The 16858-nt window shown below is 64.5% G+C and carries 12 protein-coding genes; 8 read left to right on the top strand and 4 right to left on the bottom strand.

Features of this window, described 5'->3' with window-relative positions; genetic code table 11:
• Nucleotides 1-75 precede the first annotated feature (75 nt).
• The 3 genes from VGN93_RS18370 (at nt 76) to VGN93_RS18360 (ending at nt 4997) form a co-directional block, all read left to right on the top strand.
• Complete coding sequence (locus tag VGN93_RS18370) at nt 76-1293, top strand: polysaccharide biosynthesis/export family protein (protein ID WP_327508909.1); 1218 nt, start codon at nt 76-78, stop codon at nt 1291-1293.
• Nucleotides 1294-1384: 91 nt separating this feature from the next.
• On the top strand, nt 1385-3412 hold the full coding sequence (locus VGN93_RS18365) for a capsular polysaccharide biosynthesis protein (protein ID WP_327508586.1): 2028 nt from the start codon (nt 1385-1387) through the stop codon (nt 3410-3412).
• Nucleotides 3413-3605: 193 nt separating this feature from the next.
• Nucleotides 3606-4997 (top strand): capsular biosynthesis protein, encoded by a 1392-nt coding sequence (locus tag VGN93_RS18360; RefSeq protein WP_327508585.1) that lies wholly within the window; start codon nt 3606-3608, stop codon nt 4995-4997.
• An 81-nt stretch (nt 4998-5078) separates the two neighbouring features.
• Here VGN93_RS18360 and VGN93_RS18355 read toward each other — a convergent pair whose 3' ends face one another.
• The 4 genes from VGN93_RS18355 to cysQ all read right to left on the bottom strand — a co-directional run bounded on the left by VGN93_RS18355 (nt 5079) and on the right by cysQ (nt 9004).
• The gene (locus VGN93_RS18355) at nt 5079-5765 is read right to left on the bottom strand and encodes an ABC transporter ATP-binding protein (RefSeq protein WP_327508584.1); all 687 of its coding nucleotides are present in this window, start codon (nt 5763-5765) and stop codon (nt 5079-5081) included.
• Nucleotides 5762-6556 (bottom strand): ABC transporter permease, encoded by a 795-nt coding sequence (locus tag VGN93_RS18350; protein ID WP_319321241.1) that lies wholly within the window; start codon nt 6554-6556, stop codon nt 5762-5764. The genes VGN93_RS18355 and VGN93_RS18350 overlap by 4 nt, the downstream gene beginning before the upstream one ends.
• A 25-nt stretch (nt 6557-6581) precedes the next feature.
• Nucleotides 6582-7991 (bottom strand): hypothetical protein, encoded by a 1410-nt coding sequence (locus tag VGN93_RS18345; RefSeq protein ID WP_327508583.1) that lies wholly within the window; start codon nt 7989-7991, stop codon nt 6582-6584.
• 206 nt (nt 7992-8197) lie between these two features.
• Nucleotides 8198-9004, bottom strand: a complete 807-nt coding sequence (cysQ, locus tag VGN93_RS18340; protein ID WP_327508908.1) for a 3'(2'),5'-bisphosphate nucleotidase CysQ — start codon at nt 9002-9004, stop codon at nt 8198-8200.
• A 193-nt stretch (nt 9005-9197) separates the two neighbouring features.
• Here cysQ and VGN93_RS18335 point away from each other — a divergent pair, with 193 nt between their 5' ends.
• The 5 genes from VGN93_RS18335 to VGN93_RS18315 all read left to right on the top strand — a co-directional run bounded on the left by VGN93_RS18335 (nt 9198) and on the right by VGN93_RS18315 (nt 16797).
• Nucleotides 9198-10448 (top strand): sarcosine oxidase subunit beta family protein, encoded by a 1251-nt coding sequence (locus tag VGN93_RS18335; protein ID WP_327508582.1) that lies wholly within the window; start codon nt 9198-9200, stop codon nt 10446-10448.
• A gap of 7 nt (nt 10449-10455) precedes the next feature.
• Complete coding sequence (locus VGN93_RS18330; protein ID WP_327508580.1) at nt 10456-10731, top strand: sarcosine oxidase subunit delta; 276 nt, start codon at nt 10456-10458, stop codon at nt 10729-10731.
• Nucleotides 10728-13685, top strand: coding sequence for a sarcosine oxidase subunit alpha family protein (locus VGN93_RS18325; protein ID WP_327508579.1), 2958 nt, complete (start codon nt 10728-10730; stop codon nt 13683-13685). Before VGN93_RS18330 ends, VGN93_RS18325 begins: the two co-directional genes overlap by 4 nt.
• Before the next feature lie 10 nt (nt 13686-13695).
• Nucleotides 13696-14250, top strand: coding sequence for a sarcosine oxidase subunit gamma (locus tag VGN93_RS18320; RefSeq protein ID WP_327508578.1), 555 nt, complete (start codon nt 13696-13698; stop codon nt 14248-14250).
• Between the two features lie 120 nt (nt 14251-14370).
• Nucleotides 14371-16797, top strand: a complete 2427-nt coding sequence (locus tag VGN93_RS18315; protein WP_327508577.1) for an FAD-dependent oxidoreductase — start codon at nt 14371-14373, stop codon at nt 16795-16797.
• The last annotated feature ends 61 nt before the right edge of the window (nt 16798-16858 follow it).

Below are 16858 nucleotides of genomic sequence, written 5' to 3'. Positions count from 1 at the left end.
TGGCGCCCTGTCGTGGCGAGCGGCTGGTTCTTGCCCCGTGCCTTGTGCGGCACGGTCGAAGGGAAATGCAGTGTGATGATTGTAATTGAAGACGTGAACAGGCCGCGCAAGGGTTTGAACGCATTCGTGCGTGTTCTTGCGGCGGGTTGCCTGTTGACGCTGGCCGGTTGCGTCGTTCCAAGTGACGGTCCTTTGACCCACGAGGTGCTGTCTGCCGGTGCCGGTGGCAAGTCTTACGAAATTCCCCAGACGAAGCTTGTCTTCGACGTGGTCAGCGTCGACCAGCGCGTCGCCAACAGCGTGAACTCGGCCAAGCGCTACGGCCTTTCCAGCACCTTCGGCTTCGGCGGGGGCGGCGGCACGCCGGTCATCGGCATCGGCGACCGCGTGGACGTCACGATCTTCGAAGCGGGGCCGGACGGCCTGTTCTCCACGGCCGAGCGCAAGTCGACGACCATTCCCGTCATCGTGCAGCCGGATGGCCATGGCCAGATTCCCTATGTCGGTTCCGTCCGGTTCGCCGGTATGACGATCGATTCGGCGCGCGCGACCATCGTCGATGCGCTGAAGGCCAAGGCCGTCGAGCCCGACGTCATCGTCACGCTTGCCGGCAATGCGTCGCGCACCGTCTCCATCCAGGGTGACGTGAACAAGTCGGGCATCGTGCCGCTCGGCCTCAGCGGCCAGCGTCTCAGCGAAGTGATCGCCATGGCGGGTGGTGCGGCCAAACCGTCCTATGACACCTATGTCACCCTCAAGCGTGGCGGCAAGTCGCGCGGCGTGCTGCTCCAGTCGGTCATCGACAGCCCGAAGGACGACATCTACGTCAAGCCGGACGACCAGATCTACCTGACCTATGATCCGCAAACTTTTGCGGCGCTCGGCCAGACGAAGAAGAGCGGCAAGATTCCGTTCGATGCGGCCAATCTCAGCCTCGTCGAGGCCGCCGCACTCGCCGGTGGCGGCAATGTCGCGACGGCGGACCCGAAGGGCTATTTCGTCTTCCGTTACGAGGATGAGGGCGTCTACCGCAGCGTCGTCGGCGACGACCGGTTCCGCGACCTGATCTCGCGCGGCATGATGCCGGATGGCGAAGGCCGCTATCCGATCGTTTACCGCCTCGATCTGGGCGCGACGCAGAGCTATATCGTCGCGCAGAACTTCCCCGTGCGGAACAAGGACGTCGTCTATCTGGCGCGCCACGTCGCCACGGACCTCGCCAAGTTCCTGACGATCGTCTCCAGCGGTTCGACTGCGGCCTACAATATCCAGCGTACGGCGGACCTGCTGTAACCAGCGGGCGCCGGCCGAACACTTCAGTGTGGGCGCACGATCTCGGCTGAGCCGCGTCGCCGCTTTTGCTGGAATTGCTCTAGAGGGCTGCATGGCCGGTCAGGCACGCAAAACCTACGCGCTTCTTTCCTTCGGTCTCTGGCAGCAGCGGGACGATATCGCGCGGTTGCTCGACGCCGAGATCGTCGCCTGGCCTTTCGCGCTGCCGGGACGGATCGATGGTTTCATCGGCTGGGGGCGAAAGGCTTCCGGCCGTCGCGCCGGGTGGCTTGCAGCGCGCACGGGCAAGGAAACGATCACTCTCGAAGACGGTTTCCTGCGCGGTTTCTCGCCGGGGCAGGGCGAGCCGAGCCATTCTTACGTGGTCGACCGGGACGGCATCTATTTCGATGCGCTCCATCCGAGCGGCCTCGACCGGCTGCTCTCCCGGCCGGTCACCGATGCCGCGGCGCTCGATCGGGCTCGTCGGCTGATAGCACTGCTGCGTCACGAACGCCTGTCGAAGTACAACAACAGCCCGCTGCTGACGCCAGCGGCCGCCGGCGTGCCGGCCGGCCGGCCGTTCGTGCTGCTCGTCGACCAGGTGGCGGGCGACGCCTCGATTGCCGGGGCAGGGGCGAGTGCCGCGCGTTTTCGCGCCATGCTGGATCATGCGGCCGCCAACAATCCGGGCAAGACGCTGGTCGTGCGCATGCATCCGGCGGCAGGTGGCCGCAGCCTGCTGCGGCAGGCGGCGACCGCCATGGGCATCGAGATCACCGTGCCCGCCCGCATGAACCCCTGGCCGCTGCTGGAGGAGGCCGACAGCGTCTACACCGTGTCGAGCCAGCTCGGCTTCGAGGCGCTGATGGCGGATCGCCCGGTCCATTGTTTCGGCACCACCTATTATTCGGGCCGCGGCCTCACGGCCGATCACAATGGTCCGTCCGCCGTGCGGTCGCCGGCTTCGCTGGAGCAGGTCTTCCACGCCGCCTATATCGACTACTCACACTATCTCGACCTGCACACGCGCCAGCCATGCACGCCGGAGCATGCCGTGCAGCAGGCGATCACGGTGCGGGACCAGCGTGCGCGCATCGAGCGTAAGGTTTTCACCGCCGGATTTTCTCCCTGGAAGCGCAAGGCCATGACGCCCTTCCTGAAAGGCATGGCAGGCGATCCGGTGCATGCGCGCTCGCTGGACGCCGCTGCGGCGGCCGCGCGGGCGGCCGAGGGGATTGTCGCCCTCTGGGGCAGCGATGCGGCTTTGCCGGCCGACGTGCCGGCCATCCGGCTCGAAGACGGCTTCATCCGGTCTCGGGGCCTCGGCGTCAACCTGACGATGCCGTCTTCCGTCGCGCTCGATGGCGAGCATGTCTATTATGATGCGCGCGGCGAAAGCCGGCTGGAGGCGCTGATCGCCCATGGCGACTTCGATGAAAGTCTCAAGGCGCGGGCGCGCGATCTCGTCCGCCTGCTGATCCAGCGCGGCGTTTCCAAATACAATCTCGGGACGGATGCCGATCTGCCGGTCGTGGCCGAGGGACGGACGAAAATTCTCGTGCCGGGGCAGGTGGAGAAGGACGCCTCCATCCGCTACGGCTCTCCCGCCATTCGCTCCAATGCCGCGCTCGTGGCCGCCGTGCGCGCGCGCTTTCCCGAGGCCTTCATCGTCTACAAGGCGCATCCGGACGTGGTTTCCGGGGTGCGTGACGGCGGTGCTGCGCCGCAGGAGGCCGATCTCACCGTCGGCAGCGGCGATATCCTGCAATGGATCGGCTGGGCGGACCGGGTCGAGACCATGACCTCGCTTGCCGGCTTCGAGGCCCTGCTGCGCGGCAAGGCCGTCGGCGTTCACGGCGCACCGTTCTATGCGGGCTGGGGGCTCACCGATGATCGTTTGGCCATTCCCCGCCGAATGCGCAGCGTCGATCTGGAAACGCTCGTCGCCGCCAGCCTCGTTCTCTACCCGCTCTATGTCCACCCGCTCAGCGGTTTGCCGTGCCGGCCGGAGGACCTCGTGGAAGAAATTTCCGCCGGCGCCTTGAAATCGCCCGGACTGGCGCAGAGGCTGTTTTTGTGTGCGGCGCAACAAATCAACCGTGTCGGGGTGTTGCTTCGCGACTCGCGGTTGCGGTAAACATAGCCGGAAACCGTGGGGCGGTCCGAGTCGCCGCAGATGCGAGGATCTGCCAGTCGAGGGGCTGGCGGCAAAAATCGGGGAATAGAGTAGATGTGGTTGCTAAAACAGCGCCTTTGTGCGAATACCATTCTATTCTGCATCACATTTTGAGTAGAGCCGACCTGTCATGAGCGTACAGCATGATAACGATATGAAGGTTGGCCGCTCCGACGCCGAAGCCAATGGTGCGGCGCGTGCATCCCGGCTGATCAATCTGTCGCTGCGTCGCAAACTTTCCAAGCGCTTCCCCTCCAAGAGTGCGCCGCGCGTGCTCCTGTTGCAGGGTCCCGTCGGCCCGTTCTTCCGCAAAGCCCAGGCGCTGCTCAACGACAGCGGTTTCGATGCCTGGCGCATCTGTTTCAACGCCGGTGACCGGCTTTTTGCCCGCGGCAGCAAGATTTTGCATTTTTCCGGCACGGCCGATGTCTGGCGGGACTGGTTTTCCGAAATCGTCGGCGAACATGGTTTCGACTATGTGGTCCTCTTCGGCTGCGAGCGCGATATCCACAAGATCGCGATCGAGCAGTGCACCGCGGCGAACATCCCCGTGCTCAGCCTGGAAGAGGGCTACATTCGTCCCGGCTTCGTGACGATGGAGACCGGCGGCAACAATTGGCGCTCGCCGATCGCCGGCCTGCTGCCGGCCGACACGGATGAGGAGAAACGGCGCGAGCGTCCGCGGGGCACGAACTATCCCTCGTCCTTCGGCGCCATGGCGACCTATGCCTTCACCTATTTCTCCGTGCGCGGCATCTTTTCGACGCTGAGCGAACGCAAGCTCTTCCACAAGCACAAGCGGTCGCTGGCGCCCGAGGCCTTCTACTGGGTCAAGAACTATTACCGGAAGTTCCGCAACCTCGGCAGCAACTATCGCAGCATGGAGCGGTTGCTCGAGCATCACGACAAGAAATATTATATCGTGCCCCTGCAGGTGCATGACGACAGCCAGCTCGGCGCTGCCGCCAGCGGCTGGAACAACCAGAAGCTCATTCTGAAGACGATCGTGTCCTTCGCGCGAAACGCGCCGCCGACACACCAGCTGGTGTTCAAGATCCATCCGATGGAGCGCGGGCACAGCCAGGACAAGCAGTTCATCCGCCAGGTGGGCGTGCTCAACAACGTCTCCGACCGCATCCACATTCTCGACAGCGGTTCGCTCGGCCTGATGACGCGGCATGCGGCCGGCATGGTGACGATCAACAGCACGTCCGGATTGTCGGCGCTTCAGCATGGCATTCCGCTTGCCGTTCTCGGGCAGGCCTTCTACCGCCATCCTTCGCTTGCCTTCTGCGTCAACAAGGGTATCGAGCTCGACAGTTTCTGGTCGTCCGGCCACGTGGGCTCGCCGGCGCTGCGGCGCGAGTACCTGAACTGGATTGCCCAGCAGTGCCTGCATCCCGGCGATTATTACGCCTATGAGGGCATGGAAGTCGCGACCAATTCGCTGCTTGAAAAGCTTCGTGCCATGGACGAGGCGGCGCGGGCCGCCGGCCAGTTGCCCCGGGCAAGCAACGTGCTGCCCCTGCTCGCGCAGTCGCAATAGGCCGCTATTCTCTCATGGATACGCGTTTTCAGGCCGTCGGGACGTTCCCCGGCGGCTGCGCGTTTGTGTTTCGTGGAAAATTCAGGCGGAACGGCGCTGGTTGACCGAGGAGGCCCGAAGGATTTCTTCGTGGACCTCGATTGCTTCTTCGATGTCGTTGTAGAAGGTGAGCTGGCCGTTGTTCATGACGCCGCCGATGTCGCAGAACGAGCGCAGCAGGCCGGAGGAGTGGGAGACCAGAAGCAGCGTGGCGTTCTCACGTCGTTCGTCGAAGACGTCCTTGCACTTCTGCTTGAAGGTGGAATCGCCGACCGCGATCACCTCGTCGATCAGGTAATATTCAAACCCGATCGCCATGCAGATGCCGAAGGAGAGCCGCGCCTTCATGCCCGCGGAATAGGTCTTGACCGGCATATCGAGATAGGCGCCGAGTTCGGAAAAGTCGGCGACGAAATCCAGGACCTGGTTGCGGTTCTTGCCGTAGATATCGGCGATAAAGCGGGTGTTCTGGGCACCCGTCAGCTTGCCGTGCACGCCGCCATTGAAGCCGAGCGGCCAGGAAATCTTGCCCTCGCGCAGGATGCGCCCGGAATCCGGCATTTCACCGCCGGATATCAGGCTCATCAGCGTGGACTTGCCGGCGCCGTTGCGCCCGAGGATGCCGACATTCGTGCCGGGGCGGAAGGCCGCGGTAAACCGGTCGAGGATAATCTTCTTGCCGCCGCCGGGACGGGGGTACGCCTTGCTGACATTGTCGAAGATGATCATGCGCTTATGATCCTGCTACGGAAGACCCGCTCCAGGATGAGCGCAGAGGTCAACAGCGCGGTGGAAAGGCTGAGCAGATAGGATTTGCTGAGCAGGGCATTGTAATCGAGATAGGTCGAGGTACGGAACCATTCGACGCAATGCAGGAAGGGGTTCCACCATAGGACGGCCTGGAAGCTCGGCGGCATTTCCGCGGGCATGAAAAAGACGCCGGACATGAGCATCAGCGGCATGCTCACCATGCTCATGAACGTGTCGTAACGGGGTATGAGCGCTCCGGCCATGGCGTTGAACGCGGCATAGGAGAAGGCGAAATAGAGGATGGCGAACATGCATTCCGTGAATTCGCCGGGATAGACGATGACGTCGCGGTCGAGCGAAATCGCAAGGCCCCACATGAACAGGGCGCAGATGATCAGCCAGATCGTCGATTCCAGCAGGAAGGTCGCAATGATCGTATCGAGTGGGCGCACGAGCGGATAGGTCAGCATCGGCTGGTTGTTGGAGATCGCGCGTTCCGTCTTGCGTGAAATGCCGCGCGTCATGCGGAATCCGAACACGCCGGCCAGGATGAATAGAAGCGCATTGTCGCCAAAGGGGATCTGCGCCTTCATGCCGGCATGGATGAGCAGGAAGATGCCGATATAGGCGGCGGGCTCGATGAGGATCCAGACGAAACCCAGGCGGCTTTCGCCGAACCGCGTCACGGCGCTGCGCACGACGAGGGCCGAAATCACCCGCGCGTTCTCGCGCAGGGCGTAGCTCAGGGGTTTTTCAGCTAGCAGGGCCATAGCGCCACTCGTTTCTGCATCGCGATCAGATCGCGTGGTCCTTCACGGACCGGACGGCGAAGTAGCCGATGAGCCACAGGCAGGCCGCGGCCGCAAGGACGATAGCGGTGTTCACGGCGCCGAGCGGGTAGAGCGCGATTTCCGGCTCCCGCGGCGGCACGTAGACAGCAAAATAACGCTCCTGCTTCTGGGCTTCCTGCATGGCCGTTTCCAGCGCGGCGAGCGAGGTCGTATAGGCCTTGACGGCGAATTCCTGCTCGACGCCGAGTTCGGTGAAGCGGTCGATCATCGCCGGCAACGCGCGACCGCCATCCATGCCGCTACGCGTCGTCTTGCTGGTGGGATCGTCGCTCTCGCTCTCGCCGCTGATCCTGTTCCGCTGTTCGACGAGCTGTGCCTCGAGCGCGGTGATTTGCCGCTCGATGACGCGGGCGGAGGGCGCATCCTTGCTGATCGAATCGACCAGGGCCTTGTAGCGGGTACGAAGCGAGGCCAGTTCCTGCTCCAGCGAGCTGATGATGGTTGCTTCCATCGTCGCGACGGCCGTCGGGTCGACGGCCTGCTCGGTGATGCGCAGGTCGGTGATCTGGTTGCGGATGTTGCGCAGCCGTTCTTCCGAGCGCGCAACCTGGTGGTTGGCGACCTCGATGAACTGCCTGCGGGACTTGTCGGACAGCGTGTTGACCAGGTTTTCGGAAACAGTGAGAACCGAATCCGCCACTTGCTTTGCGTCCGTCGGCGAGAAGGCGAAGACGCGCATCGTCACGTTGCCGGTCGTCGAATTGTAGCTGATCTCGACCATGTTCCGCCAGTAATCGCGGAACTCGTCGAGCGGTCTCGTATCGTTCTCGCGATAGAGAAAATCGATCGCCGGGCGGGAGTAGACCGTTCGGATGTCGAGGCCCGTCTGGTCCTTGATATCCGGCAGGATCTGCGAGGAATGGATGTAGTCGGTGACGATGTAGGAATCGCCCGCCTGGGCGGCGCCGCCGACGAGCCCGGTCAGGCCGAGCGCGTTGAGCGACGCCTGCTGCGCACCGCGAACGGAAAACTGCGTCTCGACCACATATTGCGGGGTCGCGACGAAGACATAATACAGCCCGCTCAGGATCGTCGGAACGATAACCGCCAGCACGAAGGAAATGAGCGCCCAGGGCCGCTCCTTCTTATGCTTGGGCATGTCGGGCAGGGTCAGAACGCTCTTGGTGATATCGACGGGCGGGCGTGCACGCGGTTCGATACGCGACCGCAGCGTCGCCTCCTCGTCGATTGTCGGCTGGGCCCGGCGCCTGGCGGGCGTCTGTTTGATCGTCACGACTTTCTGGTCGTTCGCGCGTTGGCGCGCTCGCTGCTTGGCGAGCTCGAGCAGGCTGCTCGTCTGGTCATCGACGTGGGTCGGGGTTTCCGCCGCGACGGGCGCGTTTTCATCTTTCACGTCGGCTCACTCTGATTTTCAAACAGCAAACTGGTTTGTCGCCTCTATGCCTGTCGCCGCAACTTATTCGAATTTGCCTTTACAGACAATAAAAATGCCGCGTTCGACCGGTGGCGGGAAATGCCGTGCATCCGCCGGGCGAGGAGGGGGCAGCTCCCTCAACCGGCGTCTTTGCGATCGGGCGCATTCCTCGTCGAGCAATCTGGTTATTTTGTGGTCTCGGCCGGCGCTGCGCGCCAATCCGCGCTTGCGGCGATGAAATTCGGGTTGGCGAAGTCCGCGTCGCTCGCTTGGTTGGTCTTGCCATAGAGGAGGGGGCTGCCGTCCAGCGTGTGGGTGATGCCACCGGCCGCGCGCAGCACGGCATCGCCCGCGGCGGTGTCCCACTCCATAGTGCGGCCGAAGCGCGGATAGACATCCGCTAGCCCCTCCGCCACGAGGCAGAATTTCAGCGAAGAGCCGATCGCCGTGCAGGCGTCGATGCCGTGATCATCGAGAAAACGCGCGGTTTCCGGCGTGGCGTGCGAACGGCTTGCGACCGCGGTCAGCGCGTCGCCGCGGCTGCGGCAGCCGATGGTCTGGCGCTTGGAAATCGTGGCGTCGCCGGTTACCTCGAAGCGCTCCGCCCGATCCTCTTCGGCGATAAAACCCACCGAAAGTGCCGGGGCATAGACGATGCCGGCAATCGGGGCGCCGTCGCGGATCAGGGCGATATTGACGGTGAATTCGCTGCGCCCGGCAATGAATTCCTTCGTGCCGTCGAGCGGATCGACGAGAAAGAAGGTGCCGCTGGAAATATCCGGCACGCTGCCGGCGGCGACGGCTTCCTCGGCAACCACCGGGATCGCCGGAAAATTGAGCGCCAGCGCTTCGAGAATAAGCCGTTCGGCTTCCTCGTCCGCGGCGGTCACCGGTGAGCTGTCCGACTTGTAGTGGACGTCCGCCCCGGCGCTATGGATGGCCATGATGGCGCGCCCGGCGGCGAGCGCCGCACTTTCCATCACCTGCTTCAGCTCTGTCCTGTCTGGCTGCATGCGTCTCGTCCTGCCGTTCTTGCCCATGCCTTAGACGCGGTGCCGCGCGAAAGCAAATGGTGTGCATTGCCATTGCGGGCGGCGGTGGAAAGTTTCCGGTGCGGCAAGACGCCGCCGGCCTTGCTGTTTGTGCTGCATATGCGAATGTGGGCCGACTGATCCGGGATTCTGCATGCGCTACTCCGCCCTTTCGATCTTCAAACAAGCCCTCGCCGGAAACCTCGGCTGGACGCCCGCCTGGCGCGAACCGGCGCCGAAGCCGCACTACGACGTGATCATCGTCGGCGGTGGCGGTCACGGGCTGGCGACGGCCTATTACCTCGCCAAGGAATTCGGCATCCGCAATATCGCGGTGGTCGAGAAGGGCTATCTCGGCTCCGGCAATGTCGGGCGCAACACGACCATCGTGCGCTCCAACTACATGCTGCCCGGCAACGAGCCGTTCTACGAGTTCTCGCTCAAACTCTGGGAGCGGTTGGAGCAGGAGCTCAATTACAACGTGATGCTGTCGCAGCGCGGCATTATCAGCCTCTATCACAACGACAGCCAGCGCGATCACTATACCCGCCGCGGCAATGCCATGATGATGGAAGGCGTTGCGGCGGAACAGCTCGACCGTGAGACGCTGAAGAAGATGCTGCCCTTCCTCAATTTCGAGCATGCGCGGTTTCCCATCATGGGCGGACTTTTGCAAAAGCGGGCCGGCACGGCGCGGCACGATGCGGTCGCCTGGGGTTTTGCGCGCGGCGCGGACCGGCTCGGCGTCGATCTCATCCAGAATTGCGAGGTCACAGGCATCCGCCGGGAAAACGGTGCCGTCACCGGCGTCGAGACGACGAGGGGTTTCATCGGCTGCAACAAGCTGGCGCTCGCCGCTGCGGGCAACACCTCGCGCGTCGGCGAGATGGCGGGGCTGAAGCTGCCGATCGAGAGCCATGTGCTGCAAGCCTTCGTGACGGAGGGGCTGAAGCCCTGCATCGACCACGTCATCACCTATGGCGCCGGGCATTTCTATATCTCGCAGTCCGACAAGGGCGGACTGGTCTTCGGCGCGGAGATCGACGGTTATTCCTCCTATGCGCAGCGCGGCAATCTCGCGACGGCCGAGCATGTCATGGAGGAGGGCGTCACGATGATCCCCGGCCTTTCGCGCGTGCGGGTGCTGCGTGCCTGGGGCGGCGTGATGGACATGTCGATGGACGGCTCGCCGATCATCGACCGCACGCCGATCGAAAACCTCTACCTGAACTGCGGCTGGTGTTACGGCGGCTTCAAGGCGACGCCGGCCTCCGGTTTCTGTTTCGCGCACCTGATCGCCAAGGGCGAGAGCCATCATGTGGCGCGCGCGCTCAGGCTCGATCGTTTCGAGCGCGGCTTCCCGATCGACGAGGCGGGTGTGGGCACCCAGCCGAACCTGCATTGAGTGAGTGATGGCAAGCCTGATTTCCTGTCCGCATTGCGGCACCCGCGCCAAGGAAGAATTTTCCATTCGCGGCGATGCGACCCCGGTTCGCCCGGCGCCGATGGCTGCGGACGAAGCGTGGAACGACTATGTTCATGTGCGCGCCAATCCGCGCGGCCGCATCCGTGAACATTGGCAGCATGTGGCCGGCTGCCGGCGCTGGCTTGTGGTGGAGCGGGACAATTTTACCCATGAGGTGTTTTCCGTCAGCGATGCCGCGGCGGGAAGGGGAGGCGAACGATGACCGCCTATCGCCTCGCCACCGGCGGCCTCGTCGACCGCAGCCATGCGGTGCGCTTCTCCTTCGACGGCGCCCAACTCAACGGCCATGCCGGCGATACGCTCGCCTCGGCGCTCCTCGCCAACGACCGCCTGCTCGTCGCGCGCAGCTTCAAGTACCACCGCCCGCGCGGCATCGTGACGGCCGGGCCGTCCGAGCCGAATGCGCTCGTCACCATCGGCGAAGGCGAGCGGCGCGACCCGAACACCAAGGCGACCGTCGCCGAACTGCATGACGGCCTCGTCGCGACAAGCCAGAACCGCTGGCCGAGCCTCGCCTACGATATCGGCGCGGTGAACAACCTGATGTCGCGTTTCCTCTCGGCCGGCTTCTACTACAAGACCTTCATGTGGCCCGCCGCCTTCTGGGAAAAGGTCTACGAACCGCTGATCCGCCGCGCCGCCGGCCTCGGCCGCACGAGCCTGCCGCGCGATCCGGACGCTTACGAGAAAAGCTGGGCGCATTGCGACCTGCTCGTCGTCGGTTCCGGCCCGGCCGGCCTTGCCGCGGCGCTCACCGCCGCCCGGTCGGGCCTGCGCGTCCTCGTCGCCGAGCAGGATTTCGTTCTCGGCGGTGCGCTGCTGTCCGAGACGACGAAGCTGGACGGGGAGACCCCCTACATCTTTGCCCGGCGCGCCATCGACGAACTCCAGAACCATGCGAATGTCACGCTCCTGCCGCGCACCACGGTGTTCGGCTGGTATGACGACAATGTCTTCGGCGCGGTCGAGCGGGTGCAGAAGCACGGCGTGACCATCGATCCCGGCAAGCCCGTCGAGCGCCTGTGGCGCATCGCGGCGAAACACGCGATCCTCGCCACCGGCGCCGAAGAACGGCCGCTGGTCTTCGGCGGCAACGACCGGCCGGGCATCATGACGGCCAGCGCGGTCAGCACATATGCCAATCGCTTTGGCGTTGCTGCCGGCAAGTCCGTCGCGGTGTTCACCAACGGCGCGTCCGGCTATCGCACGGCGCAGGACCTCGTAGCGCAGGGCGTCGAGGTCGCAGCCCTCATCGATAGCCGAACGGATGCGGCCGACAATGCGCCGGCGGGCGTGCGGCTCATTCGCGGCGGCTCCGTCATCGATACGAAGGGGCGCCAACGCATTCGAGCGATCGTCGCCGATCGCGGCGGGTTCGAGGAGCTGATCGCCTGCGATGCCGTGGCGATGTCCGGCGGCTGGAGCCCCGTCATCCACCTCGCCTGCCAGCGCGGCGGCAAGGCGGTCTGGTCGGAAGCCTTGCAGGCGTTTGTGGCCCCGGAGGTGGGCGCCGTGCTGGTGATGGCCGGTGCCGCGGCGGGGCACTATCGCCTGTCGGAATGTTTCGAGGATGGCGCGCGCAAGGCGTCCGCAATTGTGGAAGCCTTCGGTCGGCTCGTTGCCGGCTTCGAGCGCCCTTCCATCGGCGAGGAGATCGATCCGTCGTTTACGGCGCTCTGGCATGTGCCGGGGGCGAAATCCAGGGCCTTCGTCGATTTCCAGAACGACGTGCACAGCAAGGATCTCGGCCTTGCCGTGCGCGAAGGGTTCGGCCATGTCGAACATGCCAAGCGCTACACGACGGGCGGCATGGCGACGGACCAGGGCAAGCTCGGCAATATCAACGCCATCGGCATCCTCGCGACGATGCGCGGCGTCAGCCCCGCCGAGGTCGGCACCACCACCTTTCGGCCGTTCTACACGCCGGTCTCCTTCGGCGCGCTCGCCGGCACGTCGGTCGGCGAACACAATATGCCGACCCGCCGCTCGCCGCTGCATGGCTGGGCGGCGCGCAACGGCGCGGTCTTCATCGATGCCGGGCTCTGGTATCGCTCCTCCTGGTTCCCGAAAGCCGGCGAAAAGGCCTGGCGCGAGAGTGTCGACCGGGAAGTCAGGACTGTTCGCGAACATGCCGGGCTTTGCGATGTCTCGACGCTCGGCAAAATCGAGGTTTTCGGGCCGGATGCGGCCGAGTTCCTGAACCGGCTCTACTGCAATCCCGTGCTGAAGCTCCCCGTCGGCAAGGCCCGTTACGGCCTGATGCTGCGCGAGGACGGCATGGTCTATGACGACGGCACGGTGAGCCGGCTGGCGGAGGAGCATTTCCTCGTCACCACGACGACGGCCATGGCGGGCGGCGTGCTCTCGCATATGGAGTTTGCCGCGCAAGCGCTATGGCCGGAACTGCGCGTGCGCTTCCTCTCCGTCTCCGACCAATGGGCGCAGATGGCAATCGCCGGGCCGAAGGCGCGCGCGATCCTGCAAGCCGTGGTCGAGGACGACCTGTCGCCTGCGGCCTTCCCGTTCCTCGGCGCCCGCGAGGTGCGGCTGAAGGGCAATCTGAAGGCGCGGCTCTTCCGCATTTCTTTCTCCGGCGAGCTTGCCTACGAGCTGGCGGTGCCGGCGGGTTATGGCGAGGCGGTGGCGGATGCGCTGATGCGGGCCGGGCAGCCGCATGGGCTTTGTGCCTATGGCGTCGAGGCGCTGAACGTGCTGCGCATCGAGAAGGGGCATGTGACGCATGCCGAACTCGACGGCCGCGTGACGCCGGACGATGCCGGCCTCGGCCGCATGATGGGTTCGGCCAAGCCGGATTTCATCGGCAAGCGGCTGTCGACACGGTTCGGCCTGACGGCGGCGGATCGCGCGCAGCTCGTCGGCCTTCGGGCGCTGGAGGCGGAGACGGATATGCGCGCCGGCGCGCATCTTCTGAAGGACGGCGCAAAACCTTCGACGCTGAACGACCAGGGCTGGGTGAGTTCGGCCTGCTTCTCGCCGACACTCGGCAGTCACATCGCACTCGGTTTCCTCAAGTCCGGCCGCGAGCGTTATGGCGAAAAGGTCCTCGTTTGGGACCAGTTGCGCGGCGTCGAGGCGATGGCGGAGGTCTGCGATCCGGTCTTTGTCGATCCGGAAAACCGCAAGGTGATGGCGTGAGGTGAGGGCGATGGCTTACGATTATCAGGCGGTGCATGCGCTGGACGGCACGATCGGCGCGATTGCCGAGCGACGCGCGAATCATCTCGCCGCCCACCGCATAACGGCGATCGCCACGGTGCTGGCGGCCCCCGGCCAGACGGCCGAGGCGGCGGGCATCCTGGTCGCGAACGGCGAGTTCGAGGCCCGCTTTTCCGGCCCCGGCGAATGGCTGGTACTTTCCGAGGTGCATGCGCCGGAAACGCTTGCCGCCGAACTCGGCCTGCGCCTCGGTCCCTTCGCCTTCGTCGTGGACCAGAGCCACGGCCGCGTCGTGCTGACGCTCTCGGGCCCGGATGCCGCGCGCATCCTCGCCAACGGCATTGCCGTCGATCTCCATCCCGACGCCTTCCCGGTCGGCCGTGCGGCGAACGTCCTGTGCAACCACCTCTCGGTGAACCTCGCCCGCACGGGTGAGGCGAGCTTCGATCTCGTCGTGATGCGCAGCTTTGCCGAGGCTTTGGTCGGCGACCTGAAGGTGATGGCGCGGAGCTTCGACCTGTCGGTGGATTTCGCCACGCGCTGACAAAATCGGCAAAGCGACATGAGGTTTCGCACCACGGGCTTGTCGGGCGTCCGCGGGACAAAATAGGCTGCGCTTCGTTCGCCGCAATTCCCTTCAACCCGCCGAAAGCCGGAGTTTTTCATGAAGAGCCATGCAAGGGTCGTCGTCATCGGGGGCGGCGTCGTCGGCTGTTCCGTCCTCTATCATCTCACCAAATTCGGCTGGACCGATGTCGTGCTCGTCGAGCGCTCGGAGCTGACCTCCGGCTCGACCTGGCATGCGGCCGGCGGCATGCACACGATCAATGGCGACCCGAACGTCGCCAAGCTGCAAAAATATACGGTGGAGCTCTACAAGGAGATCCAGGATTATTCCGGCCAGGATATCGGCCTGCACATGACCTCCGGCATGATGCTGGCGTCCACCAAGGACCGTTTCGACTGGATGAAGTCGATCCTCGCCAAGGGCCGCTACATGGGTCTCGACGCCCACCTCCTGACGCCGAAGGAAGCGCATGACCTGATGCCGCTGCTCGATCCCGACCAGTTCGTCGGCGCGGTGTTCGATCCCGTCGAAGGCCATCTCGACCCCTACGGCACGACGCATGCCTATGCGAAATCCGCCAGGAAGAACGGCGCCGACATTTATCTGCACACCAAGGTCGAAGACCTCGTGCAGCGCGAAGACGGCAGTTGGCGCGTCATCACCGACAAGGGCGAGATCATCGCCGAACATGTCGTCAACTGCGGCGGCCTGTGGGCGCGCGAGGTGGGCCGCATGGTCGGGCTCGAACTGCCGGTGCTCGCCATGGAACACATGTATCTCATCACCGAGGACATGCCCGAGGTCATCGAGTTCAACCGGACCGCTGGCCGGGAGCTAATGCACTGCGTCGACTTCGACGGGGAGATCTATCTCCGCCAGGAGCGCAACGGCATGCTGATGGGCACCTATGAAAAGGCCTGCCGTCCGTGGTCGCCGCTTGCCACGCCGTGGAACTTCGGCCACGAGCTTCTGGCGGAGGACATCGAGCGAATCACGCCGGAGCTGGAAGTCGGCTTCCGCCACTTCCCGGCCTTCAACAAGGCGGGCATCAGGAAGGTCATCAACGGCCCCTTCACCTTCTCGCCGGACGGCAATCCGCTGGTCGGCCCGGTGCGCGGCATGACGAACTACTGGTCGGCCTGTGCGGTCATGGCGGGCTTCAGCCAGGGCGGAGGCGTGGGGCTGGCGCTCGCCAACTGGATGATCCACGGCGACCCCGGCTTCGACGTCTTCGCCATGGATGTCTCGCGCTACGGCGACTTCGCGACGCTCGCCTATACCAATGCCAAAGTGCGTGAAAACTATTCGCGCCGCTTCTCGATCCGCTACCCGAACGAGGAACTGCCGGCCGGCCGCCCGCTGCTGACGACGCCGGTCTACGACAAACTGAAGGAGGCCGGTGCCGTCTTCGGAGCGTCCTATGGCCTGGAACAGCCGCTGTGGTTCGCGCCAAAAGGTGTCGAGGATCATTTCTCCTGGCGCCGCTCGACGGATTTCGACACTGTCGGCGCGGAAGCGAAAGCAGTGCGCGACAGCGTCGGCTTGATGGAGACCTCGGGCTTTGCCAAATATGCGGTGAAGGGGGAGGGCGCGGAGGCCTGGCTCGACCGGCTGCTCACCTGCCGCATGCCCGCGACCGGCCGCATGACGCTGGCGCCCATGCTGAAGGACGACGGCAAGCTGATCGGCGATTTCACGCTGGCGAAGCTCGGCGAGGGGGATTTCCTGCTCATCGGCTCCGGCATCGCCGAGGACTATCATATGCGCTGGTTCGAGACGCACCTGTCGAAGGACGGCTCGGTGACGCTCGAAGCGCTCAACCTCGCGCTGGTCGGCCTCGCGATCGCCGGACCGAAGGCGCGCGAGGTGATGCAGAAACTGACGCATCTGGACCTCTCGACCCCGGCCTTCCCCTTCATGGCGGTGCGCCGCATGGATCTCGGCATGGCGCCGGCGATCGTCGGGCGCGTCAGTTATACCGGCGATCTCGGTTACGAAATATGGATGAAGCCGCAATACCAGCGATACCTCTATGATCTCCTGCTGGAGGCCGGTGCCGAATTCGGCATCAGGCTCTTCGGGCTGCGGGCGCTCAACGCGCTTCGCCTCGAAAAATCCTACGGCAGCTGGTCGCGTGAATACCGCCCGCTCTATGGGCCGCTCGAAGCGGGGCTGGAGCGTTTCGTCGCGGTCAAGAAGGACGCCGACTTCATCGGCAAGGCGGCGGCGAAGGCCGAGCGCGAATCAGGCGGTGCGCTTCGCCTGCGCACTTTCATTCTCGACGCGAAGGATGCCGACGTCATCGGCGACGAGCCGATCTACCTGAATGGCGACGTGCGCGGCTGGGTAACGTCGGGCGGTTATGCCCATGCGGCCGGCGTCTCCGTCGCGGTCGGCTACGTGCCGAAGGAGATCGCCGACGTCGAAAGCGGCTGGTCGATCGAGCTTCTCGGCGAGATCCTGGCGGCGCGCCCGCAGTCGGAACCGCTGTTCGATCCCTCCGGCGCGAAAATGCGCGGCTGAGTGTTTCGCTTCAGGCGGCGCTGTCTCGAAACGGGACAGCGCCGCTCGCGGCTTTCATGCA

It is taken from the genome of Shinella sp. (genome assembly GCF_035998705.1).
Taxonomy (GTDB): Bacteria; Pseudomonadota; Alphaproteobacteria; order Rhizobiales; family Rhizobiaceae; genus Shinella.
The sequence above is the reverse complement of the archived record's forward strand: the minus strand, read 5'-3'. Positions and strand labels throughout refer to the sequence as shown.

Coding starts and splice junctions, on each gene's coding strand:
- VGN93_RS18350 (WP_319321241.1), bottom strand. CDS start 6,556: ATGGCCCTGCTAGCTGAAAAACCCCTGAGCTACGCCCTGCGCGAGAAC.
- VGN93_RS18330 (WP_327508580.1), top strand. CDS start 10,456: ATGGCAAGCCTGATTTCCTGTCCGCATTGCGGCACCCGCGCCAAGGAA.
- VGN93_RS18365 (WP_327508586.1), top strand. CDS start 1,385: ATGGCCGGTCAGGCACGCAAAACCTACGCGCTTCTTTCCTTCGGTCTC.
- VGN93_RS18315 (WP_327508577.1), top strand. CDS start 14,371: ATGAAGAGCCATGCAAGGGTCGTCGTCATCGGGGGCGGCGTCGTCGGC.
- VGN93_RS18370 (WP_327508909.1), top strand. CDS start 76: ATGATTGTAATTGAAGACGTGAACAGGCCGCGCAAGGGTTTGAACGCA.
- VGN93_RS18335 (WP_327508582.1), top strand. CDS start 9,198: ATGCGCTACTCCGCCCTTTCGATCTTCAAACAAGCCCTCGCCGGAAAC.
- VGN93_RS18320 (WP_327508578.1), top strand. CDS start 13,696: ATGGCTTACGATTATCAGGCGGTGCATGCGCTGGACGGCACGATCGGC.
- VGN93_RS18325 (WP_327508579.1), top strand. CDS start 10,728: ATGACCGCCTATCGCCTCGCCACCGGCGGCCTCGTCGACCGCAGCCAT.
- VGN93_RS18355 (WP_327508584.1), bottom strand. CDS start 5,765: ATGATCATCTTCGACAATGTCAGCAAGGCGTACCCCCGTCCCGGCGGC.
- VGN93_RS18360 (WP_327508585.1), top strand. CDS start 3,606: ATGAAGGTTGGCCGCTCCGACGCCGAAGCCAATGGTGCGGCGCGTGCA.